Consider the following 25,745-nt stretch of genomic DNA (forward strand, 5'->3'; position numbering starts at 1 on the left):
TCCTCCTTTATTCAAGGCGGGATGGCCTTTTTGGCATATGCTCATAAACCACTAGCGCAGTGGAACCGCCAACAACGTATGTAACAGCTCGTTATGCTGTACATGCTTCGTTACGTAGCCCTGTAGTTCCAGCCAGCGGCACAGCTCATCCAGCAGAGGGAAGTGACGCTCGCGCAAGGCACGCAGTTGTTCTTCGTGTCCTGATAACTCAGCTTCACGGACATACGCCTCGCGGTGAGCAGCATCGACAAACATCAGATCGGTTAGACCGATACGTCCGCGCGAGGTTAAAACACGCTGCATCTCCTGTAATGCTAATAGTTGCTGATCTGGACTCAGATGATGGAAAGCAAAGCTGGATACAACAAAATCGAAGGAATGATCGGCAAAAGGAAGCGCCAGGAAATTACCAAGTTTCACATGCATCTCAGGATATTTGGTACGACATCTGCGCAGCATCTCCCGGGATTGGTCGATTGCAGTCATGTCTGCGCCGTGCTGTAGCAATTTCCCAGCCAGATTACCTGTGCCTGTACCAATATCGAGTCCTTTCTCACCAAGGGCGGGAGAGATCCAATGAGCTGTCTGTTCGAGCGCTTCGTCATAGTTGTGATACAGATAAAAGGAAGACTGTACCGTATCCTTGGATGCGCTTAGCGTGGGATGATCTGCATTATGGTGTGGATGTGAAGCTTCAATCTCATCGCTTATAGGCGAGGCGTTGTCTGAATGATGGCTGCCCTCTGAATTGGCTTGTCCATTACTGGCACTTCCCGCCGCCTGCACTCGCTGATCGTGGATGGCTGCCTGCGTGTCATAATTCCACCGATCATGCCAGTTCTGCCGTGCTTCGCGCAGGCGACGGGCACTGTCCGCGAGATCGTGCAGATGGCTGACATCCAACGGACCATCCTGACGATTCAGGTCAATCATGCGCTGGGTTGTATCCATCATCCGTTTTAATTCAATCCACTGGGCATACATGACGGCCTGTTGCAGCTCCAGATATTCTTCCAGCCGCTGCTGGTTCCCCTGATCAATCTCTCCGAGCGCGTGTGTAATATCCTGCAGGGACATGCCAATCTCACGCAGCGCAGCAATGGTCTGAAGTCGCCAGATATCATTCTCGGTATAGGTACGATACCCGTTACTGGACTGTTTGGCGGGTAGAATTAGTCCTTTTTCCTCATAAAAACGAATGGCTCTCGCCGATATACCGAGCCTGCTCGCTGCCTCTTTGATATTCATTATGCATCCCCCTCCTTATCGAATTAGTATAAACCATGACGTTACGGCAAGGTTAAGTGTTTAATTCATTTTGCGAAAAGGTTCAATACCGAGTGGAATTTTAGTCAAAGCTGAGGCTATGCTACAATATATAGAACAAAAAAACTTAAATTGTGAAGTAAACGAACAATGTCTTCCTATTCCTAAGTTTCTCAACGTTCTTAACTCTCTTGACTTTCCCGACGTTGTAGCGCACAGCGTTGTCGACTATAGCACGAAAGGTTGAATCATTATGCTTACCAGCCATACATTTACGATTCGTCCATCCGAGATTAAAGATGCAGCCCAGCTAATGGAGTTGGACACCTTGGTATGGGACAAATACACCTCTCCTGCACCGATGCAATGGCGCTCCAGACAGCAATATCTGCAGCATTGTCCGCCAGGCAGTCAATTGATTGCCGTACAGGGAGAGCGGGTATGTGGTTATGTGGGCTTCCAGCCAGCCACAGGTATGCCTGTTAACCGTCATGTCTACGAGATTCATATCGCAGTTCATCCTCATGATCGGCGTTGTGGCATTGCTACAGCGTTGATGGATGCCATCAAGCAGCATGCGGCCCAACAAGGCGTTCGCAAGCTCAGGCTGCGTGTGCTTTCCAGCAATCCGGGAGCGATCACGTTTTATACACAGTGTGGATTTGTGACGGAAGGCAGGCTGGTGTCCGAGTTTTATATCGGAGGCAAGTATGTGGACGATATTCTTATGGGTTATTTTATCCAGACCAAATAGAAAGTAGCTGAGGAGGAACAACGATGGACATGGGACTTCAAGGTAAAAAAGCACTGGTCCTGGCTTCCAGTCGAGGGCTGGGCAAAGCGGTAGCCGCTCAATTGGCAGCAGAAGGTGCTGACGTCATGCTTGCCAGCCGGAGCGAAGAAAAGCTCGCAGCAGTGAAGCAGGAGCTTCTGGCGCTTGGTGGTGGCGGACGTGTAGAATACTTTGCAACCGATGTGACACGCAAGGAAGATATTGAGGCTCTGATTCATAAGACAGCAGAAATGTTCGGGCAGATTAATATTCTGGTGAACAACTCGGGTGGCCCGCCATCGGGTTCATTTGAGTCACTGACGGATGAAGATTGGGAACGTGCATTTGAATTAAATGTACTCAGTTATGTAAGGCTGATTCGTGGTGCGCTTCCTTATATGAAAGAAAGCGGAGGACACATTGTCAATATCGCTTCAACTTCGGTGAAACAGCCCATTCCGGGTCTGGTGCTGTCCAACACGTTCCGTACCGGCGTGTTTGGATTGGCGAAGACGTTATCCCAGGAGCTCGCTCCATACGGAATTTTGATCAACACGGTGGCGCCAGGGCGTATTGCCACAGACCGTATACGTGAACTGGATGCAGCACGGGCAGAGCAGAACGGAGTCAGTGAGGACGAAGTCTCTGAACAGTTCCGCAAGGAGATTCCACTCGGCCGTTATGGTCAACCGGAGGAGTTCGCCAAAGCGGTGGTGTTCCTGTTATCCGGGGCCAATACGTACATTACCGGAACCTCATTGATCGTGGATGGTGGCATGGTCCGAGCCCTATAAAAGTCATGGATACAATAAAATACCCTCTGTCACCACATTCCGTGGAGATCGAGGGTATTCGTGTTGATCTATTATGTTGGGAGAGATCACTCCCGATTCATTATGTAGGCGAATTAGCGCAAGAGTTCCCATTCATGCTGAAGCATGCCGTACACCGCATGGTTCACGTAACCTTTAGGCAGTTTCTCTGCCTGACGAATGACACCCTCGAGAACAAATCCGAGTCTTTCAGGGATGGCGCGACTCCGTTTGTTGTTCGTTGCCGAGCGAATCTCGACGCGATTCAGATCCAGGGTCACCAGTGCATAGTCAACCAGAACGCGACAAGCGCTTGTCATCAAGCCCTGACCCTCAAAACCTTTGCCGAGCCAATATCCGATGCTTACCGAGCGATTGGTCCAGTTAATTTCGTGGAATCCAATGACGCCGGCTAGATCCCCTTTTGACCATACTCCGGCGGTGAAGCCGCCATTTTCAGCACCTTGTTTTAAAGCGTTAGTAATGAAGTTCGAGGTGTGTTCCACTTCTGTCACATGATCCACCCACGGCAGCCAATGTCTCAGTTGATCCCGCGAGCGATCTGTGAGTTCGAACAGCGGTTTGGTGTGTTCCATGGCCAACGGCCGGAGTTCGGTATATTCATCCAGTGAATAGGTAAACATGAATGCAACCTTCTTTCTTTGTATAGTGTTGTTCAAAAAAGTCCACTTTTGATTACGAATTATGCCTAGCGGCATTATCAGCATCGAATATGAAATTCAGATTTTTTGAACACGTATTTGTAGTGGATTAACGGGAAGTCTTGGGTAACTTTTGCTCCAGTGCAAACAGGTCTTCTTCCATCGAGGCCATGCGTTGATTGACTGTTGTGCGTGCGTCACGGAGTGCCTGATTATATATGTAGGGAGCGAGCTGTGTCATGAACAGATCGAGGACACCCCAAGCAGCCAGATCACCCAGTTCTTCGCCACGTTCCTCTTCGAAATACGACTGGATGGTGCGAATGGCTTCATCCTGCTGTTCTTTGGTCAGTTTAAGCGTGTTCAATGGGAAACCCTCCCTTTAATTTGTTTTTACTATCATGCTACATGATTCGAGCGAACCCGTCAAAATGGTTTTGGGCCTATTTATTCATGGCCTGATCCTGACTTTGGTGCCTTCTTTATTGAACTCCTTCCCCGTTAAAGGTATATTTAAATGAAACGCGTACGAAACTTTCCAAGAAAATAGTTTTTTTCAGGAAATGACTTCGTTATTAAGGAATTATAGCCGGAATTGCTGCAATTCCCTAAGGCTCCAATCCATTCATGAAAGGTTTGATACCTGTGGACAATCGTACAACCCCACCTAACTTTATCAAAAATATTATTACCGAAGATCTCCGGTCTGGGAAAGTCCAGGAAGTTATTACCCGTTTTCCTCCGGAACCGAACGGTTATCTGCATATTGGCCATGCCAAGGCGATCTGGATCAACTTTACGCTGGGCGGCGAATTTGGCGGCAAAACGAATCTGCGCTTTGATGACACGAATCCGGTCAAGGAAGATGTAGAGTACGTTCAATCGATTCAGGAAGACGTGAAATGGCTCGGATACGAGTGGAACGAGAAACGTTTTGCCTCGGATTATTTTGATGAGATGTACAACCGTGCTGTCTTGTTGATTAAAAAAGGTAAAGCCTACATCGACGACCAAAGCGCCGACGAAATCCGTGCAATGCGCGGAACGCTGACGGAGCCGGGTAAGAACAGCCCGTACCGTGATCGTTCGGTAGAAGAGAATCTCGACCTGTTCACACGTATGCGTGCAGGCGAATTCAAGAACGGGGAGAAAGTGCTGCGTGCCAAGATCGATATGTCTGCACCGAATATCAATCTGCGCGATCCGGTGATTTACCGGATTTCACATGCACACCATCATAACACGGGCGACAAATGGTGCATCTATCCGATGTACGCCTTCGCTCACCCGCTCGAAGATGCGATTGAAGGCGTAACGCACTCCCTTTGTTCCCTGGAGTTCGAGGATCAACGCCCATTCTACGATTGGGTTATTGCCGAATGTGAGATGGAGAGTAAGCCGCGTCAATACGAATTTGGCCGCCTGAACCTGTCCCAGATGGTGACAAGCAAGCGGAAGCTGAAACTGCTTGTGGACGAAGGTCATGTGGATGGATGGGATGATCCACGTATGCCGACAATTTCGGGTCTGCGCCGCCGGGGATATACACCGGAAGCCATTCGTGATTTCGTATTTGAGACAGGCATTTCGAAGAGCCAAGGGGTTATCGACTTGCAAACGTTGGAGCACTTTGTACGTGAAGACTTGAAACTGAAAGCTCCGCGCACGATGGCTGTCCTGCACCCGCTCAAAGTAGTCATTACCAACTACCCTGAAGGGCAAGTGGAATGGCTTGAAGCAGAGAATAATGTGGAGAACCCGGAGATGGGCAATCGCCAAATTCCGTTCTCCCGTGAGATCTATATTGAACAAGACGATTTCATGGAAAATCCACCGAACAAATACTTCCGTTTGTTCCCTGGCAACGAAGTTCGTCTGAAACATGCATACTTCATCAAATGTAATGATGTGATCAAGGATGCAGAAGGCAATGTGACCGAGATTCATTGTACCTATGATGTGGAGACAAAGAGCGGCAGTGGATTCACAGGCCGTAAAGTTAAAGGCACGATCCACTGGGTAGAAGCCACTCAAGCGGTACCTGCTGAATTCCGTCTGTACGAGCCGTTGATCCTGGATGAAGCACCGGAAGCAGAGGTGGAAGTGGCAGTAGCCGGAGCTGAAACTGAGGTTGTGGAAGAGCAACCGGAGAAAACGTTCCTGGATCAACTGAACCCGAACTCCCTTGAAGTTGTTCACGGGTTTGTGGAACAAGAGATGAAGGAAGCGAATGCTCAGGATAAATTCCAATTCTTCCGTCATGGTTACTTCAGTGTAGATCCAAAACATTCCGAGCCAGGACACCCGGTATTTAACCGGGTCGTATCCCTGAAAAGCTCGTTCCAACTGCCGAAGGCGTAATGTGAAGCGCATAGGTGTAGGACGATAGGTTAGCAGTAAACTTAAATCTATGAACGTAAAAGGCGTCTCCAGGGCATTAAGCCTATGGAGACGCCTTTTTCTCATGCGCCTGCAATTGCTAAAGAAGGTTGTACTGGTACAAGTCCTGGTTCTGTGTGGATACACAAGAAAATAATTATTAATACAACGGGATACTAAAATGAACATTTTTCCAACTTTCGACGTTTAAGTTAATGTGAACAATAATTTCAAGGAGGAATCAAGATGAAGCGATTTGTTTCTTTATTGTTGATGTTAACTTTAGTTGTCTGTGTAGGATCCGTTGCATCTGCTGCTTTGGACCAATCCCTAATGGATCTCCCTTTTAAGGAACGTGCGGCGAATGTGTATAATTCATCACTAAAAAAAGTTGAACTAAGTGTCATAAAGGAAGGAAAGTCAACAAAAACAACTTATAATTCCATTTATATCCCAGTGAAAGATATTTTTAAACGATCCGGAGCAACGTTTAAATGGGATGGAAAGAAAAAAATCACCACGATTAAAAATGAAGGACAAGAACTGATTCTTAATTTCTCTGGCAAAGAAATCACAGCGGGTAAAAATCAAGTTGTGCTCCCTCAAGAGTGGGTACAGTTGAAACACGGGGTCTCGAGTATTGATGCTTTTGTCTTAGTATATATTTTTGAATATGCTGCTGACGATTCCGATCAGGAAAGATTGGATTGGGAAGAGAAACTGAATTTCTTGGATATCAAAGGTACAACCGGTATTCCAGGATTAGATAAGTATATGCATGTGTTTGTTCAGTTTAATGATTAGTTAAAATCTATAGAGCAACTAGCATCGTATTCATATGGTGATAGAACGAACTACAGCTCCGCTTTATCCCCGGATTTTACCCTTTGAAAAGGGAATCAAAAAAATCCGGGGATAACAGTGATCGAAAGATTCTTCTGTCCTCGTAGTGCTCCAGTGGAAATCCTTCAACTTTTTCTAACAAAAGATTATCGGTCCTCATCCATATTACCCATCTCCGTCAATACAACCGGCTGATAGCCATTACGTCGATTCGACAACCACATGATGCCGAATCCGACCGCACCAATAAGCGAGAAGAACACACCAATACTATACATGATTTCCGCACCGAAGCTTTGGAACAACCAGCCCCCGAACAGACCGGCAATAACGCCCGAGAGACCGCCCCAGGCCATTGTGTAGACCGCTTGACCGGAGGAACGATAAGGTCTTGGAATGAACAGCATGGTCAGCTGCGTGCCTACATAGAAGTATCCACCAAACGTAATGGAGTGCATCAGCTGAATGAATACAATCTCCAGTGGATTGTTAGCCAGTGCCATGAGCTGCCAGCGCAGTGCAAACAGCAGACTGATCAGGATGAGAGATGCCAGGAGCATGCTCATTTTGCGTTTGAGCAAGCGGTCGAGCAGCAGGAATACGCCGACTTCGAGAATGGATGAGGTGAAGATGGCCCAGCCGACCATCTGTTTGTCGCCACCCATTTCTACAATATATAGTGACATAAAAGTACTGTTCATTGCATTTGGCACCGATACGAGTACACCCAGGCCGATAAATGCCATAAAATACGGATTGAACATGACTTTGCCAAACCGCCTAAAAGTAACCACGGGTGTATCCGAAGCGATCGGCTGTCTGGGCAGAAATACGGATAATACAAAGGCGGTGGCAATCATGCACGCAAATATAATGGATACACTGCCGATGCCAAAACGGTCAATGAGCGGTCCGGCTGCGACGGCAGTCAGTGCCCAACCAAGCGAACCCCAGAGCCTGAATGACCCAAATTTTTGGGTTGTACCATCGATATATCCGAGAATCAGGCTATTGGTTTGAGCAAATAATGGACTTTGAAAAAAATAAAAGAAAATCATGGCTACATAGATCCATGTATAAGTGGGCGCATAGAATACACCCTGGGCGAGCACAAATGTGCCTCCCATCATAATCATCAGAATGATGCGAATGTTCCGAGATTTATCGCTCCAGAAACCCCAGAACGGGTTGGCAAACAAGGATACAAAGGGTCCAATAGCCATCAGACTGCCAATCTCCAGTTTGGTCATACCAATCTCTTGCAGGTAAAGCTGCAGGAATCCGGCGAAGATCGAGATGGCTCCATATATGAAAAAGTTATATAGTTTCAGAGAAAACAATGAGGGATTGCCTCTTGAAGGTGCAGGTCTGTCCAATTAAGCCATTCCTTTCAAATGCATATTGTTCAATGTATCATTTGTTGAAAGGGGATTCAATCTATAGAGATTGTTGATCGACTGATATAATAATCCCACATCGTTACTAGGAGGGAGGATAACAACATGAACACGCGTGAATGGACAGGCATCATATTGGCAGGGGGGTTATCCAGCCGCATGGGGACCAACAAAGCCATGCTGGAACTGAACGGTTCCGTTGTCCTGCAACATGTCACAAATGCCATGAGACCCGCAGTATCCCGTATCATCGTGGCTGCCGGACCCAATGTGACAACCTACGGTGCAATGGGCTACGACTGCGTTCAGGATCACTATCCGGGGAAGGGGCCACTCGCCGGTCTTCACGCGGCGCTGGAAGCTTCCGATACAGACTGGAATCTGGTATGCGCCTGCGATATGCCGCTCCTGCAAACGTCTTTTTTTGATGAACTAAAAAAACTGGTCGAATCGCGTAACTCATATTCTGTTATCGTTCCACGCGTGGATGGACAGGTCCACCCTCTTGCAGGGGCTTACCACATACGAGTGCTCCCTGATCTGGAGCAGCGTCTGATACAGGATCATCTTCGAGTCATGCGATGGCTTGAAGAGATCGGTTGCTGTTATGTCGAAGCGGAAGAGCTTGAGAGAACTGGCGTTCATCAAGTAGCGATGCAATTGAGTAATATGAACACGCCGGAAGAGTACAAACGTATCCGTAATCAAGATTCTGGACTCGATTCCGATCTGTAGGATACAGGATCACTTGATGCATCTGCATGATGATTGCGATATTGAAGCGGGCTTTGGCCTGTCCAACGTTTGAATTGTCTGCTGAAATGGGACAGATGGGTGTAACCCAGCTTCCACGCAATTTCCCCGAGCGACAGCTCTGGCTGCTCGATCAGTACCTTGGCCTCCTGCAACTTCAAGTTGGATAGGTAAGCCCTGGGGGATCGCCCGTACACCTTGCGAAAGACCTGTAGACCATATCCCGGGCTGATGCCAAAAGAGGATATAATCTGCTCTACTTTGACCGTGGATACACTGCTTTCCTTGGTTCGAAGCTGGGCATGGAATGCCTGCTTGATTGCCTCCGCTATAGCTCCCGCATAATGCATGGCTGTTGGAGCTGGTGCATGTGAAGCAGCAACGGAAGTGGTGGACTCCGGTTCATTGTCAGCGGCTTGGGATAACAGGGCGAACAGTTCAAACATGCGGGCCTGCATGATCATTTTGTCAGTGGACGTGTAGGCCTCAGATACGTTAATCATCCCCATCCAACTTTCCAGCACAACGCGCATCTTCCTATTATCTGCCGTACCTGCTGCGTAGATTCGGCTGTGCTGTGACATCAGCTTCAGGGTGAAGACTGGATCATCCACATTAAAGTGAGCGCTAAAATAAGTCATGCCTTCCGTGGATACACATTGATTCGTATGTTTGAACCCGGGAGGAATGAGAAGAATGGAACCTTCCTCCACGGTATAGGTATAACCATGAATCACACTCTCCTGCGTACCTTCGATGATCAACATAATCTCAAAGCCCGGATGAGATTCCTCCGGCATCGCCCATCCATAGGGTACTTGTTGGCTGTGCGCACCATAGAATTTGATGTTACAGTCGATAATAGGCAGCCAGTGGGCCAGCGTATGGTGAGGCATTTCTCGGAGCTGTGATCGGATATCCATCATATTCACCTCGGAAAAGGGTAAAAACAACTTGCCTTATACAATCGGCACCCGTAGTATACTTCATTATAATCAGTTTAACGCAAGCATGGATAATCCATGGAACACATCAGTGTTTGAAGTGGTTGCTGAACAATCTAAGTTCTCCAACCAACAATAATGTAAACGCTACCATTATGGATTGGAATATGTCAACTCTTGCACACGTCAAGATCATTATATTATCCACCTAAAAGGAGATTAAATCATGGACAAATTATTATATGGCGTAGCTTACTATGATGAATATATGCCTTACGAAAGATTGGACAAGGACATTCAGATGATGAAGGATGCAGGGATCAACGTGGTCCGTATTGCAGAATCAACCTGGAGTACCCATGAACCGCAGAATGGCGTATTTGACTTCTCTTCCGTGGATCGTGTGCTCAATGCCATGCATGAGGCGGGGATTCAGGTTATCGTAGGAACACCAACGTATGCTGTTCCTACATGGATGGTCAAGGAACATCCAGACGTGCTGGCTACCACTTCACAGGGACCTGGCAAATATGGCGCAAGACAGATCATGGATATTACACATCCAACCTATCTATTCTATGCCGAGCGGATCATCCGCAAGCTGATCTCTCGGGTAAGCGCACATCCAGCGGTAATCGGTTATCAGACAGATAACGAGACGAAGCATTACAATACAGCCGGAGATAATGTCCAACTGCAATTCGTTAAATATATGCGGAACAAGTTCAGCTCCCTGGATGAGCTTAACAAGGAATTTGGCCTCGACTACTGGAGCAATCGAATCAATAGCTGGGAAGACTTCCCGTCTGTTGTAGGAACGATCAACGGCAGTCTGGGTGCTGAATTTGCCAAGTTCCAGCGGCAACTAGTAACCAACTTTTTGGCATGGCAAGTGGGAATCGTGAATGAATACAAACAAGAAGGACAGTTTGTTACCCAGAACTTTGACTTTGACTGGCGTGGATATTCGTACGGCATTCAAGGGGATGTGGACCATTTTGCCGCATCGAAGCCTTTTGACATCACCAGTGTGGACATCTACCATCCTTCCCAGGATGATCTGACTGGCATTGAAATTTCATTCGGCGGTGATGTGGCGCGTTCGACCAAACAATCGAACTATCTGGTGCTGGAGACCGAAGCGCAGGCGTTCTGGCATTGGGTTCCCTATCCGGGACAGCTGCGTTTGCAGGCATTCAGTCATCTGGCATCAGGGGCGAACATGGTCGCTTACTGGCACTGGCATTCGTTGCACAATTCTTTTGAGACGTACTGGAAAGGATTGCTCAGTCATGACTTTGAACCGAATCCGGTGTACAACGAAGCAAAGACCATTGGCAGGGATTTTGCCCGTCTCAGTCCAAAGCTCGTGAATCTGAAGAAAAAGAATCGGGTGGCGGTGCTGTTCAGCAACGAGGCCCTGACATCCATCAAGTGGTTTGGTTTTAACTTCACCAGTGACAAGAACTACAATGACGTGGTGCGTTGGATGTACGATGAATTGTACAAGATGAACATTGGCTGTGACCTCATCGACCCATCGGTTGAGAGTTATGCGGAATATGATGTGCTCGTTGTACCTGCTCTGTATGCTGCTTCGGATGCACTGTTGGAAAAATTAAATCAATTCGTACAGGATGGCGGACATATCGTCTACTCGTTCAAAAGCGGATTTGCAAATGAGCATATCAAGGTACGCTCTACCCGCCAACCCGGCCTGATCAGTGAGGCATGCGGGATCAGCTATAACCTATTTGTAGAGCCAAAACATGTGTCACTGCGGGATGATCCATTTGGAGTTGGTGAAGAGCAGAACCAGATTCATACCTGGATGGAACTGATTACACCAACAACGGCTGAAGTGCTTGCTTGGTATGATCATCCACATTGGGGCGAATATGCGGCAATTACCCAGAATGCCTATGGAAAAGGCAAAGCAACCTATGTCGGCTGTTACACCAGTTCTGCGGTGATCCGTAAGGTATTGGAACGTGTCATGAAGGAAGCAGGCGTATGGGGAGCGGATCAGGAGCTGGCTTTTCCTATCATTGTGAAGACAGGTGTGAACGATCAAGGGAACACGATTCGCTACTATTTCAATTATGCGGATGAGGCAACATCCTTCGTGAATGCTTATGGGGAAGGGACCGAACTCCTGGCAGGAACCCCGATTTCTGCGGGAGAGAAGATCGAACTTGAGCCATGGGGCATACGGATTATTGAACAATAATAGGAAATAATAAACAAACGAATACAAAGACCAAAGCGCCCTCGGCTTCCATGCTGGGGCGTTTGTCTATTTTAGCTCAGGAGTGGATGCGCTGTGTTTACCGAATGTTATCGGAAGCTGATAGATCCTTTCAAACGCAGCATTCGCAATAAATTGATTCTTACCATGACACTGCTGGCTGTGCTGCCCGTCATTGCCATGACAGCTATGGCAGCCGAGAATACCCGCTCTTCCATGGAAGAGGAGATTATGGAGACCAACCGGGCTAATATGAACTGGGCCTCTATCTATCTGGGTGAACAGTTTGCCCGCATGAACAATATTATTTATTCGATTCAGATCAGTGACGAGTTGCATCAATATCTGGCGTTGAACCAGGAAGCGCCGGCAGCCAGCCGATTCGATGAACAGAAGGCCATGTTCAATATGCTGAACAGTGTATACTATTCTGCCGGCAATTATGTATTTGGCGTTGAACTGTATCTGAAGGAATTGGACACTCTGTTCACATTTAACTCCATGGATTCTCGCATCAAAGCGGTATCGGAAATACCGGAAGGATATCATGAGCTTTTTGCACAACATAAAGATTTTACAATTATCAATGATCCGGACGATCCGCAGAAGTTTCACATGACCCGCAGCATGAACCGCTTCGAGGATCAGGCACAGATTGGCGCCATCAGTCTGGAGGTCAAGTGGGCTGAGTTTAACCAGACCCTGGAGCTGCTGGATAGCCGGGGAGAATATGCGGTATACATTGCTGACAGCGCGGGCAGTCCGGTCTATCAGCCAAATCAAGAGATTCAGCCTTCTGCGGAAGCACTGGAGAAATTGGCAGGCACAAAAGAAAGTTCGGGGTTTATACGTACAGCCAAAGAATACGTATTCTTTCATTCCATTGAGCCGTCAGGACTACGTGTGATCAAGATTGTACCTGCCCATGTCATTAATGAAAGTGCCTTGGAAACGATGAAATATGGATTGGTTGTAGGTGGCCTGGCAACCGTCATTTCTGTGGGACTGGCTGCGCTCGTGGCCTGGCGTACATCCAAGCCCATTGTCAGATTGGCGAATTCCATGAAGGGTATTCAACTAATCAAGGACAGGGAAGTGGTGCGAAGCGGCCGGGTAGATGAGATTGGTCTGCTGGAGAAAAATCTGCACGGCATGGCTAATCGTATTCGGGAACATATTCGTGACAACTACCTGATGAATCTGGAGAAGCAGACGGCCGAGCTCAAAGCACTGCAATCCCAGATTCATCCCCATTTCCTGCAAAATACACTGCAGATGATTGGCGGCATGGTCTACTCGCAAAAACCGGCTGACAGTTACAAAGTCATTCGAGCCTTAAGCGAGATGTTTCGTTATATTGTGCGAGCGCCGGATGGACTTGTCCCTCTACAGTCTGAACTCGATCAGTTGGAGCATTATATGCTGATTCAGAAGCAACGTTTTGCCGGCAGGCTTGAATATACACTTGAGATTACCGGAGAACTTCGGGCGTGTTATATCCCCAAGTTGTCTTTGCAACCCATTGTGGAGAATGCATTTTTACATGGTCTGGAGAAGAAACAGGGCGAATGGAAGCTGGGCATTGAGGTCGTCTGTGAACCTAAAGAGGTAACCATTCGAATTCGTGATAACGGTGTGGGTATGGATGCTGAGAAACTAACGGAGATGAAATCCAGACTGGAGCGGCTTACCCGGCAGGCAGATCGGGTGTGGAGTTCAGGTACAAGTATTGGACTGGTCAATGCGGCCTCACGAATTGTAATGCATTTTGGACCTGAATACGGGATGAGCATGGAAAGTGAATATGGACAGGGGACGAGCGTTACGGTACGAATCCCCTGCAATACAGGAGGCGAAGCCTTGTGACAAAGGAACTGTACAGAGTGCTGCTGGTGGACGATGAACCGTGGAACCGGGATATTTTGCGCAATCTCGGAGATTGGAATGAACTCGGCATGACCGTTGCAGGTGAGGCTGAGGATGGTGAGCAGGCCATACAACTGGTGAAGCAGCATCAGCCTCACATTATCATTACGGATATGCGAATGCCCGGCAAAGACGGTGTGGAGCTGTTACAGACGCTGAGCGGACAGTACCCACAGATCAAAGTGATTGTGGTGAGCGGATATGATGACTTCAATTATGCAAAACATGCGATCCGCCATCGGGCTGCAGATTATCTGCTCAAACCGGTGAATCCGGATGAACTGAATGGTGTACTGGCTAAATGTGCAAAAGATTTGGAAAAGGCTGAATCTGCGCCTGAATCATGGGAATCGTACCCTTCTTCGTTCGCAGGTGAGTTCTCCCTGTTTCAGCAGCAGGCCCGCCTGCGGTTTAATGACCTGAACGGTCAGAGTCTGCGGGAGTGGTTCCAGCAATTGCAGCAGAAGCTGGAACGATGCGAGATTAACAGTCCTCGGCAACTTGGACGGGTAGCCTATGAATTACAAGCTTTGTTGGATGAACTGTGCGTCTCCAATGGCTTGTACGAGCGGCCCGAAGCAACGGCGCTACCTCCTTCAACAGCGCTGGCTTCCATCGAATCCACGATCACATGGATTTCGACTCCGTACTATGAGGCTTTGGAACAGCTCATTGCTCAGCGCAAGTTCAAGAACAAGCTGAACCTGAATGAGGTGAAGCAATACATTGAGCAGCACTGTATGGAGATGATTACGCTGGAGCAACTCGCCCAGATCTTTTTTGTCAGCAAGGAATACCTCAGCAAGGTATTCAAGAAAGAGTATGAGGTGAACGTGACCGACTATGTTGTCCAATTACGTATGACGAGAGCGAAGGAATGGGTGATGGATGAACAGATTCCGTTCAAGCATATTGCCGAGATGGCGGGTTATGAGGATGTGTCCTACTTCTATCGAGTGTTTAAGAAGCATTTCGGAGTTTCACCGGGAGAGATGCGGAAGGGACAATCTCGTATGTGAGGCAATTCAGGCAGTAGCACGGAATGAGTCCTCTGATAGAGCATTTGAAGCTGGAGTAAGGTTTAAAATAATCCAATACACAAGTCTAATTTTGTCCAATGAAGCGCTTTCATTTTCTGATATATAATGAGCCTATGAAAGACAAACCAGTTACACACCGGGAGGTCATAAGAGATGAAAGTATGGAAAAGCGTAGCAAGTGCGGTACTGGTCAGTGTTCTTCTCGCAGGTTGCGGTTCCAATGCAGGAACGGACAATGGGCAGGAGGAATCGGCGTCAGGCAGCACGGTATCACTCAAAGTATTCATTGCACAACCTCGGCTGAAAGAACACTACGATAAATATATAGAACAGTTCAAAGCCAAGGAGAAAGCAGAGAAAAACATTGAGGTGAACGTGCAACTGGAGATGCCGCCTGCGGACAATGCACCTCAGATTCTGAAGACTCGCCTCGCCTCTAATGATGCTCCGGATGTGTTCGCCCTGCATGCAGTCAATGAGATTCCATCATTCAGCAAAGCGGGTTATCTGGAAGACCTGTCGGACCAACCTTTTGTCGATAAGTTGCTGGATTCGGTTAAACCTTCCGTAACGGATGCAGGGGGCAAAGTCGTGGCTGTTCCTTTGGAAACGCTATCATGGGGCTATCTGTACAACAAGGATATTTTCAAAGAGCAGGGACTGGAAGTACCAACGACTTTAACGGAGATGAAAGTGGTCGTGGAGAAACTCAAAGCAGCCAACATTACGCCGTTTGAACTGTCTTACAAGGAAGCCTGGATTCCGCAACTGTTCCTGCCACTTACTGTAGGTGCATTGACGCAGTCGGAGCACAAGGACTTTGTGGAGAAAATGAATCAGGATCAGGCCTCCTTCTCCGATATGAAAGCATTATTCGATGTCTTTGATCTGGTGAATGCAAACGGAACAGAGAAAGCACTTGAAGTGGGTGCGGATGACGGTGCGGCAGCCTATGCTTCAGGGAAAGCAGCGATGTGGATTCAAGGACCGTGGTATGCAGAGACCATTCTGAAATCCAACCCGGACTTGAATTTCGGTGTAGCACCGATGCCGATCAATGACAATCCGGATGATACCAAAATCAATCTCAGTACCACTACTTCACTGGCAGTATCGTCATCTAGCAAGAACAAAGAAGTGGCACTCGATTTCGTGAACTACATTCTCGATGACAAGGATTCAAGTGCATTCTTCGAAGCACTCAAGTTCAATCCGATTGCCAAGATCCATGACTTCAAGAGCTTCCCGTGGGTAGACGATGCCCAGAAATATGTGAGTGAAGGTAAAGCTTATGAGGACCCATCCCTCCCTCAAGCGGTGAAAGACGAGTCAGGCAAAGCGTTGCAAGGCTACTACTCTGGGCAATTAAATCAACAGCAGGTTATCGATGCGCTCGACAAGGCGTGGAAATCCTACAACAAAGTCAACAAGTAAGGAGTTGCGAGAAATTTAGTACCTGCTTTTGTTGGCAAAATCTCAACGGTTTTGGGAGTTTTGCCAACAAATTAGCGGTACTTTATTTCGTCGCAGTCTCCAAGCAGATGATATGGCAGGCAGAACGTTCTTCGTTCCCTCGTTTACGATCATCCGCTTCGAGTGAAAAGGGGGAGAACCAATGGCTACGAATGTGTTCAAGAAGTATCTGTCACTGCTCGCGTTCACTGCGCCTGCCTTTGTCATCTATGCGATTTTCCTGCTGTATCCCACGTTTAGTGGCATGTTCTATAGTCTGACGGATTGGAACGGACTCAATCGGGATTACAGCTTTATTGGTCTGGGCAACTTTGTGGAATTGTTCAAAGAAGATCCTGACTTTCTGAACTCCCTGTGGTTCACGATGAAATATGTAATATTTATGCTGATTCTGCAAAATGGAATTGCTTTGCTGCTCGCCGTGTTCATTGAGTCACGGACGCGCAGCAAAGGGCTTTTCCGGACGCTGTTCTTCATGCCTAACATGATCAGTACAATCATCAGTGCTTTCATGTGGACCTTCATCTTCTCTCAGGTGCTGCCACAACTCGCAGAGAAACTGGCTTTTTCGTTCCTCGACCAGCAATGGCTGGGTGATCCGAAGTTTTCATTTTACTCCATTCTGATCGTATCGCTCTGGAACGGTGTAGGGTATATGATGATCATCTATCTGGCTGCTCTCCAGGGTGTGCCGAAAAGCCTCAAGGAAGCGGCTGTTATTGATGGGGCCAATGCATTCCAGGTGCTGCGCAATGTGGTGTTGCCGATGATTACTCATGCCGTGACCATCTGTTTCTTCCTGACGCTGAACGGAGCATTCAAGGTGTTCGAAGTGGTGTATGGACTGACTGGTGGTGGACCGGGCCGGGCCACGCAGGTGATCACGATGAATATCTATGAAGAAGCTTTCTCCAACAACTTCAGATACGGCTATGCTAGTGCCAAATCGGTTGTACTGTTTATCATCGTACTCATCTTTACACTCATCCAGATCACCGTCATGAAGAAGAAAGAGGTGGAAGCATGAGGATGCAACGACTGAACAGTTATCTGATTCGACTGCTGCTGATTCTGGGCTCTCTCGTTGCCATGCTGCCGATCTACATGGCGGTTGTGAACTCTTTAAAAACACAGGGTGAAATATTCCAATCCTTTATCGCGCTGCCAACAACGTTGCACTGGGAGAATTACTCGGACGCGTTTAACAAAATCAATCTACTGGGCAGTTCGATGAACTCGGCAATTGTATCCTTTCTGGGGATCGGGGGAATTGTCTTCTGTGCCTCACTTGCGGGATACAAGCTGTCACGTACCTCTGGCCGCTTGAGCAACCTGATCTTCTTCCTGTTTGTTGCGTCCATGCTGGTGCCGTTCCACTCGATCATGATTCCGCTGACCCGGGTAGCCAAAGGCATGGGTGTACAGGGAAGCACGTACGGGTTGGCCCTGATCTATATTGGGCTTGGTGTGAACATGGCAATCTTCCTCTATCACGGGTTTGTGAAGTCTATTCCACGTGAATTGGAGGAGTCGGCTCAGATTGATGGATGTAATGAGTTCCAGACGTTCTTCCAGATTATCTTCCCACTGCTGCTTCCGATCACAGTCACCATCGCGATTCTGGACTTCCTGTGGATCTGGAATGACTTCTTGTTGCCACTGCTCATGCTAACCGATGTGAATCGTTATACGCTGATTCTGTCCACGAACATGCTGTTTGGTGAATATAACAAGGAATGGCCGTTGATTCTATCATCCCTGGTACTGACTGCGATTCCGGTTATCCTGATCTATGCGTTCTTCCAGAAGTTCATCATGGAGGGGATTGCTGAGGGTGCTGTAAAGGGGTAAAACAATCGAAAGAATACCTCAGTTTCACCGGTAGCTACGTGCTTAAGTATTCGAACACACTTATGAAACCTACGCTAATATCCTTGATCTGAAGGACATGGTCCTTTCAGGTCAAGGCTATTTTTTTGGTTGTGAAATCAGGAACCAACATTCGAAGTCAGGGGCCAGAATCCATGAGCCTGTGGACAGCTTCTGCGAGGCATTGCAGTCCACGCTCCATCTCATCAGGGGATGCATAGGCGTAAGAGAGTCGAATGTGACTCGCATCCAGCCGGTCATACAGATAGCCCGGGTGAATAAGTACATCCTGTTCCAGACAGGTATGGAACAATTGGCGGATGGAGAGAGGGGATACAGTGAATTGCAGCCAGATATAAAAGCCGCCAGCAGGTATGTTCCACTCCGCAATCCTATGAAAGTGCTGTTGCAACAGATCCAGCATGAAGTCTCTTCGTTTGCGTAACTCAGGGCGAAGGCGTTCCATATGTCCAGCATGATGTCCTTCGGCGAACCATAGGGCAGCAGCTTCTTGAGCGAGTGAACTGGTGCCATAATCGGTCTGCATCTTGATATCTGCGAGACGGCGAATGACCGGCTCTGGCCCAACCAGCCATCCGAGGCGCAGACCGGGACTGACTGCCTTTGACAGGGTGCCCATATGCAGCACCCGTCCTTCCTGGTCACGCGCCTTTAGTGATGACGGAGGAGGTTTATCCAGCCACAGATCACTATAGGCGGCATCCTCCAGTATGGAGATGCCTAATGTTCGAGCAGTGGTCATCAGTTCTTCCCGGCGGCGATCACTCATGACAGAGCCTGTGGGATTGTGAAAGCTCGGGATCGTATAGAGAAGCGAGATGTGGTCTTGATCTTTTACATGTTGCGCAGCATCCTCCAGACGTGCAATGTGTAGGCCTTCGTTATCCATCGGGATACCGCTCATTTTCAACCCCGCTGATTGAAAGGCGTGAATCGAATAGAGATACGATGGTTTTTCCAGTAGAACTGCTGATCCACGAGGGAGAAGTCCGACCGAAATCAAGTGAAGTGCCTGAAGAGAGCCGGATACAATCAGTATGGAATCTGGAGAGGCTTGAATGCCAGTTGTCTGCAAATGGATGGATAAAGCTTCACGAAGCTCCAAGCTTCCCTGAGGTTCCAGATAGTTCAGTGTACGAGAACGATGGGACAGTTCATACAGAATGTCGTTAAAAGCATCCTGAGGCATCAGCTCCGGGGCAAGCTCCCCTGTACCAAGCCGTATGATGTCAGGTCGGAATTCAGCCTGATTAATCTGCTGGATCTCGGGCAGGTTGGGATAATACCAACCCTCCTCAATGGCTTCGTTCCAGTTGGGCATCGCTCCGTGAGCCATACCATGCCAACCGGAGCCGGAAATATAAGTTCCCCCACCATGTCTGCCTTCAAGCAGACCAGCGGCGGTCAGATTATCAAGGGCAGTGACCAATGTACTGCGGTTTACCCCCATGGACTCAGCCCATATTCGCTGTGAGGGGAGACGGTATCCTGCTGACCATTCGCCCGTTGTGATTTTCTGGCGGATATAGGCTTCAATCTGGCGATATAAGGGCAAGTCGAGAGAAGGATTCGGCTTCCACCCCATGCTTAGCCGGGAATCAGAACGTTCCATGACAGGCAGAATCACCTCCGTTTGAATTTACACTTGGTACTTCGATGGCAGAACAACCTTCCGATCGCTGTTATCCCCAGATTTTTAATTTGCTTTTATAAAGGTGAAAATCTGGGGATAAAGGCGAGGTGTATGCTTCCGATGCAGCTTTCTTTCAGAAAGCTTTTAGCTTCGCTTCTTCAGGTTATTTCTGCCCTCTCCGTTTACGTGTAAATTTTTATTTTTTATATAGATAACTTCTGAAATGACACTTAGTAAACAACACTATATCATTTGGTTGGGTCCGATGCCATCCAAGTGGTTGGTTACGTCAGTTATCATCTGCCCTACTATGGAACACAGAGATAAGGGGGAAGCACGATGGAGGTTGTTATTCACGCAGTGATTCTGGCGTTTGGCCTGATCTTGCCACTGGGTGTGCAGAATGTATTTATTTTTAACCAGGGCATGAGCCAGAAACGTTATATACATGCCCTGCCTGCTGTAATAACGGCAGGGGTCAGTGATACGTTATTGATCGGGGCAGCCGTCGGAGGGGTATCACTTATTTTGCTGCAATGGCCATTACTGGTGAATGTGTTGTATGGCGCAGGAAGCTTGTTTTTGCTGTATATGGCATGGAGTATCTGGAGGTCGTCCGAATCTGTGGAAGGTTCGCAGACGGTAATGTCAGCAGGGCAACAGATTGCGTTTGCCGCATCGGTATCTTTACTCAATCCCCATGCTCTGCTGGACACGGTTGCCGTGATTGGCACCAGTTCACTTCAGTATGAAGGGGTGGAGCGCATGTATTTTGCCCTGACAGCCGCCGCTGTGTCGTGGATATGGTTCTTGGGACTTGCAGGCGCAGGCAGGGTGATTGGGAGAACGGATCGAACTGGACGCATCAGTCTGGTGTTTAATCGGTTGTCCACTGTGGTCATGGTCGGGCTGGCATGTATGATGCTGTGGAAGCTCATCTATTCCTAGAAGGACCGTGATGTGGCTGGCACAACTTGTTAAAATAAAAAAACTCCCCGTGACGTTAATCGCGCGGGGAGTTCAATATGAGTGCTGAATTTGGTGATCAGTATAACCTGCTGATCTAGTTATTAAGTTGGAACATGTAGTGCTCGATAATGCATTGGTATTGCATGACTTATATATGGTTGGTCAATCGTAATCGGATCTACTCTGCCTTCAGCAGCATGGATTCAATAAACACTTTCAGATCACGGCTTACGCTGTTCAACTGATCAATGATCTCGCTGAACTCGGTTACCAGCACAGCCTGTTGATTACTTGACTGTGAGATGGAGGTGATCTCATATTCCATCTGCTGGATGGAAGTTTGGACATCCTTCAAGGAACGTTCGATGTTCACCGTCGCCTCTTTGGTGCTCGTCGAAAGTTTGCGTACTTCCGATGCCACAACACCAAATCCTGCACCGGCTTCTCCTGCCCGGGCGGCTTCGATAGCCGCATTCAAGCCGAGCAGGTTGGTTTGCTCTGAGATCTCACGAATGAACGAGGCAACCTTGTTTACTTCGCCTGAGTTCTTAACGGCCATGCGGGTATTGTCCAAAATTTGCATGGAGGAGGCCATCAGCTGCTCGGATTGGGCAGCGACCGTCTGCACCATGTCCGTCAATCTGCCACTGATTCCGCCTATTAAATCGGTGAATTGCCCCAGCTGTTCTTCATTTTTAAGAGAGCGAGCAATGGCAAATATGCCAACGATATTCCCTTCCTCATCCCGAATCGGGGTGGATGCCGTATTGATGGGTGTACCATAGTGTTGGGCATCTATACTGTAGGAGGAAGTCTCGCCGTGTATAAGTGCTTGGCGAATTGTTGGATCTTCAAGGGCGATGGGATCGCCTACCTTTAAGCCCAGATCAAGATCATTGCTGGGGGAATAATACCGGACCTGCTCAGTATCGTTGACTGCTATCATGATATCCTGTTCTTTTAGCAAAATTTTAAAATACGGGCTTGCTGCAACGAGTGCTTCAACGATGTTCAATAAGGTTCAGCTCCTATAGTGTGTGTGTGCGTGCATATCATCTAAATGTATTGTATATACATCGTCAGAATTATCGGAATCTTGAAGACCCAACAAGGGCAATAAGACATATTAATTAAATTTTCAACAAATGAAACAGGAGAATTGATGATTTTCAGGAATTTATGAAAACATAACGAAAAAGCAGGCGAGAACAATCAAGTTCTCGTCTGCTTTGCTATCCACTTATTCTGTGCAATGCTCCATTTCCCGTATTTACGTAAGGGTTCACCTCATCCGTTGTGTGTAGAGGTCATCCTGACGGTACAGATATATATCCATACGCAGGAGTGCGCTATTGAGTTATTTTACGCACTGTTACTATCCGCCAATCTGGGACATGCGTCGTACAGTCGGCGTATGAGATTGCATTTTTTGTTCCAAAGCCAGAGCCATCTCATGGTTCTTTGGTTTCGTACCCAGCGCTTTGAGGAAAAGCGCCGCCATGGCATCCGGATCATCCACGAAGCGACGAACATTATACTCATCGGACCAGTAGAGGCAGGCTTTGATATGTCCGTCAGCGGTCAGCCGAAGTCGGTTGCAATTGTCACAGAAGTGATCGCTCACGGGATGAATCAATCCAAATGTGCCTTCAGAGCCCACAATTTTCATATTGCGTGATGGGCCATTGCCCGCAGGGCCTGTTGTATTTTCTACCACCCAACCCGCTTCAGCGCATACATCTGTCACGGCTTCCAGCGGCAAATAAGATTTGCGCCATGAATCCGAAGCCTGTCCAATCGGCATATATTCAATAAAACGCACATGAAGAGGCTGATCAATCGTCATAGCAATAAAATCTTTGATCTCATCATCATTGATACCCTTCATCAGCACAACATTCAGCTTGATCGGAGCAAGGCCAGCGGCTGTTGCAGCTTCAATGCCTTTCAAGACCTTGTTCACATCTCCGCCGCGGGTAATCATGGAGAAGCGATCAGCGCGCAGGGAATCCAGACTGATGTTAATCCGGTTCAATCCAGCGTCTTTCAACGCCTGAGCTTGCTTATCCAGTAGGAGAGCATTGGTAGTCAGTGCAATATCGTCAATCCCGTCAATCGCCGAGATCATGCCAACGAGCTTGTGCAGATCCTTACGCACCAGCGGTTCGCCCCCAGTGAGCCGAACTTTACGCATGCCCATCGGAGCAAGCACCTTCAGCACCTGTACGATCTCTTCATAGCTCATGATCTCATCATGTGGAGCAAACTCCATGCCCTCCGCAGGCATGCAATACACACAGCGTAAATTACAGCGGTCCGTAACAGAAATACGGATGTAGTCATGTATCCGGCCAAATGAATCCTGAAGCAGTTCCATGCAGACCACCCTTTCATCGGTTCAGATTGGAAATCTTCTATTATAAATGATACGACAATTTCAAAAGGAACAGTTGCATCAAATTTTAGCTATTTCTCCAATCCGCGTCAACGATGACGTCAGATGACAGCATTTTTGGCGGGGTGGTTCAGATGGAATTGTCCCACGAGCTGTTGCAAAAAGACCGTAATGGCTTCCACGTTATGGGAAGAATGCTGAACCTGTAACATATCATGGATCAGCTCCATCATCTCGGCTTCTACCTCAGCAGAAGTCGCCCGATTTTGATGGCTGATTGCAGCAATATTCTCCATCAGCATGACTACTTGATCCACGACTTGCGTGCGCTCAGGTTCATCAGCGGTAGCATTTTTCAGAAGTTGCGAAGCGGCCTGAACCAGTGTCGTTCCTTCAGCAAGTACCTGATCACCCTCTGTGATTAATTGGGATGCAGCTCCTGCAGCCGTTGAGATTCGGTCCAGAATCTGATGAATATTTTCAGTTGAAGAGCGGGATAACTCGGCCAGCTTGCGGATTTCCCCTGCCACAACCGAGAAGCCTTGGCCATGTTCGCCCACGCGTGCAGCTTCAATGGTAGCATTCAGAGCCAGCAGATTGGTCTGAGCTGAAATTTCATCAATGACAGCCAGTGCGCGGTAAATTTCTTTCATCGTATCGATGAAGGACAGGATGGTACGGTTGGTATCGGACACCGCTCCTGAGATTTGGGTCATTTTGTCGCCGATTCGTTCCACTTCCTGCTGGGCCACGCCGATCTGTTCGGTTGCAGAGGTCTCCAGTTGTTGCAGCGTTATGCGCATGTGATCGGCAGCGATCCTGGCCTGGTCGAGATCTTCCAGTTGGGTGCGAATGGCTTGAATCATCGAACCCAGCTTGTGGTTCACGCGCTCAGTAGTACCCTGGGTTGTCTCTGTTGAGGTTCGCATCTGATACTGATTATCCATAACGTCTACCGTGGCAAGTTGTACCTTCAGCATAATGCCTTCCAGAGAGTCAATCATGTTGTTGATCCACTTCGCCAGTTCACCGGATTCGTCTTGGGCAAAAGCAGACGTGTCCAGGCGCTGGGTCAGATCACCTCTGCCTTCGGCGTTAATTCGAATAAATCGGCTGATGCGACGCAAGTCTTCATGAACCCGTCGATATTGGCTACGATGCAGCTGTAATGCAGTGAAGAATCCGAATAACACATTAAAAGCTGCCATTGCTGCCGCATTCCATCCGCTACCAGTGAAGGCATAGACAAGAGCTGCTCCTGCAACGCCTGACAAAAGCGTGAAGAGACTGTGCTGCTTGAACTGTCGCCAGCCGATGCTTCGTATCCGATACACTTCCTCCAGATCCCCTTCACACATCATGCCCCAGCGATCAGGACAGTGTGGCAACTGGAAGGTGATGCCTTTGCCGATCACAGAAATATGGCGGTAATCCGAGTAGCCGGGAAAAGCTACGAACAGATTGGAACCATTCTGAATGGTGTTTGCTACCCCGGGGTGTAGTTCTCCAGTCGACGGATCAGTGAACATAAGTTCCAGCTCGGTATGCTCCTTAACGGAAACGATACCCCATTCGGTGGTGACACCATCTTTGAGATTTTCCCCATGGGTAAAGGTACGATCTTCGAAGCGGCTTCGGGATAAGGCGGTGCCGGGTTGCAGATGGGGCCGTAATATCGACTCAGCCATAAAGAGGTAATTGTCACCAGAATCGGGATAGATATGACCGGATTCTCGTTGGATCAGGTCACCCAGTACATCCCCGGGAACACGGCTGCATAATGAACCGACATATCGACCATCCTGCAGGATTGGGGAGATAAACAGCAAGGTGACATCATCGTGAAAAGCGGACGAACGTGGACCAATATCCAACGTCAGTGGATCAGAATAAGGACCATACAAGCATTTTTTGCCCTGACGATCTGCTCTGGAGTATTTCAATCCTGGTCCAATTAATGCTTCGTGATCCTTATAGATCTGTCCAATATGTTTCTTATATGTAGAGAATACCACCTGATTCTGTTCGTTCAGCATGAATAGCTCCGTACTGTCAACGGCTCGATTATAACTGGATTGAAACCATGTATCTAATTTGCTTAGTTGCTGTGAATCTTGTAATACATCCTGTAATTGGACCGACTGTAACTGTTGGAGCAAACGATCCAGGTGGTTCCATTGTTCATCTGCCCAGTCCATCATAAGCTGCCGTCTCGTTTCGGCAATTCCCTCAAAAATCTGTTCCACATCTTCCTTTATATGTGCGTTCAACCGATACGATCGCCAGAGCGGCAATCCTTTTCTCCATCCCAGCCAATCAAACATCATGACCACCCCGATTTCT

21 protein-coding genes are annotated in these 25,745 nt (G+C 48.0%); 12 read left to right on the forward strand and 9 right to left on the reverse strand.

The features are described from left to right. Positions 1-51 precede the first annotated feature (51 nt). Entirely contained in the window at positions 52-1,248 is a 1,197-nt protein-coding gene (locus QVE09_RS15565; RefSeq protein ID WP_315937514.1) for a methyltransferase domain-containing protein, read from the reverse strand. 271 nt (positions 1,249-1,519) lie between these two features. Here QVE09_RS15565 and QVE09_RS15570 point away from each other — a divergent pair, with 271 nt between their 5' ends. Together QVE09_RS15570 and QVE09_RS15575 are read left to right on the forward strand one after the other, a co-directional pair. After that, positions 1,520-2,020 carry a GNAT family N-acetyltransferase gene (locus QVE09_RS15570; RefSeq protein ID WP_315937515.1) on the forward strand — a complete coding sequence of 167 codons (501 nt, stop codon included), beginning with the start codon at positions 1,520-1,522 and terminating at the stop codon, positions 2,018-2,020. A 23-nt stretch (positions 2,021-2,043) separates the two neighbouring features. Beyond that, a complete protein-coding gene (locus tag QVE09_RS15575) occupies positions 2,044-2,832 on the forward strand; it encodes an SDR family oxidoreductase (RefSeq protein WP_315937516.1) in 789 nt (262 codons plus the stop codon). A gap of 113 nt (positions 2,833-2,945) precedes the next feature. Here the strand turns inward: QVE09_RS15575 and QVE09_RS15580 are convergent, their stop codons facing one another. Together QVE09_RS15580 and QVE09_RS15585 are read right to left on the reverse strand one after the other, a co-directional pair. Then, positions 2,946-3,494: a GNAT family N-acetyltransferase gene (locus tag QVE09_RS15580; RefSeq protein ID WP_036612698.1), complete on the reverse strand. Its 549-nt coding sequence runs from the start codon at positions 3,492-3,494 to the stop codon at positions 2,946-2,948. A gap of 127 nt (positions 3,495-3,621) precedes the next feature. Then, the gene (locus QVE09_RS15585; protein ID WP_133386130.1) at positions 3,622-3,879 is read right to left on the reverse strand and encodes a DUF2164 domain-containing protein; all 258 of its coding nucleotides are present in this window, start codon (positions 3,877-3,879) and stop codon (positions 3,622-3,624) included. 260 nt (positions 3,880-4,139) lie between these two features. Here QVE09_RS15585 and QVE09_RS15590 point away from each other — a divergent pair, with 260 nt between their 5' ends. Together QVE09_RS15590 and QVE09_RS15595 are read left to right on the forward strand one after the other, a co-directional pair. Beyond that, positions 4,140-5,873 carry a glutamine--tRNA ligase/YqeY domain fusion protein gene (locus tag QVE09_RS15590; RefSeq protein WP_315937517.1) on the forward strand — a complete coding sequence of 578 codons (1,734 nt, stop codon included), beginning with the start codon at positions 4,140-4,142 and terminating at the stop codon, positions 5,871-5,873. A gap of 264 nt (positions 5,874-6,137) precedes the next feature. Further along, positions 6,138-6,695 (forward strand): stalk domain-containing protein, encoded by a 558-nt coding sequence (locus tag QVE09_RS15595; RefSeq protein ID WP_315937518.1) that lies wholly within the window; start codon positions 6,138-6,140, stop codon positions 6,693-6,695. 185 nt (positions 6,696-6,880) lie between these two features. On the opposite strand, the gene QVE09_RS15600 is transcribed toward QVE09_RS15595, so the two are convergent. Beyond that, positions 6,881-8,074 (reverse strand): MFS transporter, encoded by a 1,194-nt coding sequence (locus tag QVE09_RS15600; RefSeq protein ID WP_315937519.1) that lies wholly within the window; start codon positions 8,072-8,074, stop codon positions 6,881-6,883. Positions 8,075-8,236: 162 nt separating this feature from the next. On the opposite strand from QVE09_RS15600, the gene mobA reads away from it, so the two are divergent. Further along, a complete protein-coding gene (gene mobA, locus QVE09_RS15605; protein WP_315937520.1) occupies positions 8,237-8,866 on the forward strand; it encodes a molybdenum cofactor guanylyltransferase in 630 nt (209 codons plus the stop codon). Here mobA and QVE09_RS15610 read toward each other — a convergent pair. Further along, a complete protein-coding gene (locus tag QVE09_RS15610) occupies positions 8,836-9,807 on the reverse strand; it encodes an AraC family transcriptional regulator (RefSeq protein ID WP_315937521.1) in 972 nt (323 codons plus the stop codon). The genes mobA and QVE09_RS15610 overlap by 31 nt on opposite strands. A 247-nt stretch (positions 9,808-10,054) precedes the next feature. On the opposite strand from QVE09_RS15610, the gene QVE09_RS15615 reads away from it, so the two are divergent. From QVE09_RS15615 to QVE09_RS15640, 6 genes are all read left to right on the forward strand, one after another. After that, entirely contained in the window at positions 10,055-12,058 is a 2,004-nt protein-coding gene (locus QVE09_RS15615) for a beta-galactosidase (protein ID WP_315937522.1), read from the forward strand. A 93-nt stretch (positions 12,059-12,151) separates the two neighbouring features. Further along, complete coding sequence (locus QVE09_RS15620) at positions 12,152-13,942, forward strand: sensor histidine kinase (RefSeq protein WP_315937523.1); 1,791 nt, start codon at positions 12,152-12,154, stop codon at positions 13,940-13,942. Then, positions 13,939-15,021 carry a response regulator transcription factor gene (locus QVE09_RS15625; protein WP_315937524.1) on the forward strand — a complete coding sequence of 361 codons (1,083 nt, stop codon included), beginning with the start codon at positions 13,939-13,941 and terminating at the stop codon, positions 15,019-15,021. The genes QVE09_RS15620 and QVE09_RS15625 overlap by 4 nt, the downstream gene beginning before the upstream one ends. A 174-nt stretch (positions 15,022-15,195) precedes the next feature. After that, on the forward strand, positions 15,196-16,476 hold the full coding sequence (locus QVE09_RS15630) for an ABC transporter substrate-binding protein (RefSeq protein ID WP_315937525.1): 1,281 nt from the start codon (positions 15,196-15,198) through the stop codon (positions 16,474-16,476). Between the two features lie 181 nt (positions 16,477-16,657). Then, the gene (locus QVE09_RS15635) at positions 16,658-17,542 is read left to right on the forward strand and encodes a carbohydrate ABC transporter permease (protein WP_315937526.1); all 885 of its coding nucleotides are present in this window, start codon (positions 16,658-16,660) and stop codon (positions 17,540-17,542) included. Beyond that, complete coding sequence (locus tag QVE09_RS15640) at positions 17,539-18,366, forward strand: carbohydrate ABC transporter permease (RefSeq protein ID WP_315937527.1); 828 nt, start codon at positions 17,539-17,541, stop codon at positions 18,364-18,366. The genes QVE09_RS15635 and QVE09_RS15640 overlap by 4 nt, the downstream gene beginning before the upstream one ends. Positions 18,367-18,523: 157 nt before the next feature. Here QVE09_RS15640 and QVE09_RS15645 read toward each other — a convergent pair whose 3' ends face one another. Further along, positions 18,524-20,017, reverse strand: a complete 1,494-nt coding sequence (locus tag QVE09_RS15645) for an aminotransferase-like domain-containing protein (RefSeq protein ID WP_315937528.1) — start codon at positions 20,015-20,017, stop codon at positions 18,524-18,526. A 360-nt stretch (positions 20,018-20,377) separates the two neighbouring features. On the opposite strand from QVE09_RS15645, the gene QVE09_RS15650 reads away from it, so the two are divergent. Continuing rightward, the gene (locus tag QVE09_RS15650; RefSeq protein WP_315937529.1) at positions 20,378-20,986 is read left to right on the forward strand and encodes a LysE/ArgO family amino acid transporter; all 609 of its coding nucleotides are present in this window, start codon (positions 20,378-20,380) and stop codon (positions 20,984-20,986) included. Between the two features lie 199 nt (positions 20,987-21,185). Here the strand turns inward: QVE09_RS15650 and QVE09_RS15655 are convergent, their stop codons facing one another. The 3 genes from QVE09_RS15655 to QVE09_RS15665 form a co-directional block, all read right to left on the reverse strand. Next, positions 21,186-22,022, reverse strand: a complete 837-nt coding sequence (locus tag QVE09_RS15655; RefSeq protein WP_315937530.1) for a methyl-accepting chemotaxis protein — start codon at positions 22,020-22,022, stop codon at positions 21,186-21,188. 360 nt (positions 22,023-22,382) lie between these two features. Continuing rightward, positions 22,383-23,384 carry a GTP 3',8-cyclase MoaA gene (gene moaA, locus QVE09_RS15660; RefSeq protein WP_315937531.1) on the reverse strand — a complete coding sequence of 334 codons (1,002 nt, stop codon included), beginning with the start codon at positions 23,382-23,384 and terminating at the stop codon, positions 22,383-22,385. A 119-nt stretch (positions 23,385-23,503) separates the two neighbouring features. After that, positions 23,504-25,726 carry a methyl-accepting chemotaxis protein gene (locus tag QVE09_RS15665; RefSeq protein ID WP_315937532.1) on the reverse strand — a complete coding sequence of 741 codons (2,223 nt, stop codon included), beginning with the start codon at positions 25,724-25,726 and terminating at the stop codon, positions 23,504-23,506. Between the last annotated feature and the right edge of the window lie 19 nt (positions 25,727-25,745).

Origin of the sequence: Paenibacillus sp. ClWae2A, from assembly GCF_032452295.1 — a bacterium.
Classification (GTDB): Bacteria; Bacillota; Bacilli; order Paenibacillales; family Paenibacillaceae; genus Paenibacillus.

Excerpts from the sequence above, each read along its gene's own strand:
- QVE09_RS15565 (WP_315937514.1), bottom strand. The coding sequence starts at position 1,248 with ATGAATATCAAAGAGGCAGCGAGCAGGCTCGGTATATCGGCGAGAGCC.
- QVE09_RS15570 (WP_315937515.1), top strand. The coding sequence starts at position 1,520 with ATGCTTACCAGCCATACATTTACGATTCGTCCATCCGAGATTAAAGAT.
- QVE09_RS15575 (WP_315937516.1), top strand. The coding sequence starts at position 2,044 with ATGGACATGGGACTTCAAGGTAAAAAAGCACTGGTCCTGGCTTCCAGT.
- QVE09_RS15580 (WP_036612698.1), bottom strand. The coding sequence starts at position 3,494 with ATGTTTACCTATTCACTGGATGAATATACCGAACTCCGGCCGTTGGCC.
- QVE09_RS15590 (WP_315937517.1), top strand. The coding sequence starts at position 4,140 with ATGAAAGGTTTGATACCTGTGGACAATCGTACAACCCCACCTAACTTT.
- QVE09_RS15595 (WP_315937518.1), top strand. The coding sequence starts at position 6,138 with ATGAAGCGATTTGTTTCTTTATTGTTGATGTTAACTTTAGTTGTCTGT.
- mobA (WP_315937520.1), top strand. The coding sequence starts at position 8,237 with ATGAACACGCGTGAATGGACAGGCATCATATTGGCAGGGGGGTTATCC.
- QVE09_RS15610 (WP_315937521.1), bottom strand. The coding sequence starts at position 9,807 with ATGGATATCCGATCACAGCTCCGAGAAATGCCTCACCATACGCTGGCC.
- QVE09_RS15615 (WP_315937522.1), top strand. The coding sequence starts at position 10,055 with ATGGACAAATTATTATATGGCGTAGCTTACTATGATGAATATATGCCT.
- QVE09_RS15630 (WP_315937525.1), top strand. The coding sequence starts at position 15,196 with ATGAAAGTATGGAAAAGCGTAGCAAGTGCGGTACTGGTCAGTGTTCTT.
- QVE09_RS15635 (WP_315937526.1), top strand. The coding sequence starts at position 16,658 with ATGGCTACGAATGTGTTCAAGAAGTATCTGTCACTGCTCGCGTTCACT.
- QVE09_RS15640 (WP_315937527.1), top strand. The coding sequence starts at position 17,539 with ATGAGGATGCAACGACTGAACAGTTATCTGATTCGACTGCTGCTGATT.
- QVE09_RS15645 (WP_315937528.1), bottom strand. The coding sequence starts at position 20,017 with ATGGAACGTTCTGATTCCCGGCTAAGCATGGGGTGGAAGCCGAATCCT.
- QVE09_RS15650 (WP_315937529.1), top strand. The coding sequence starts at position 20,378 with ATGGAGGTTGTTATTCACGCAGTGATTCTGGCGTTTGGCCTGATCTTG.
- moaA (WP_315937531.1), bottom strand. The coding sequence starts at position 23,384 with ATGGAACTGCTTCAGGATTCATTTGGCCGGATACATGACTACATCCGT.
- QVE09_RS15665 (WP_315937532.1), bottom strand. The coding sequence starts at position 25,726 with ATGTTTGATTGGCTGGGATGGAGAAAAGGATTGCCGCTCTGGCGATCG.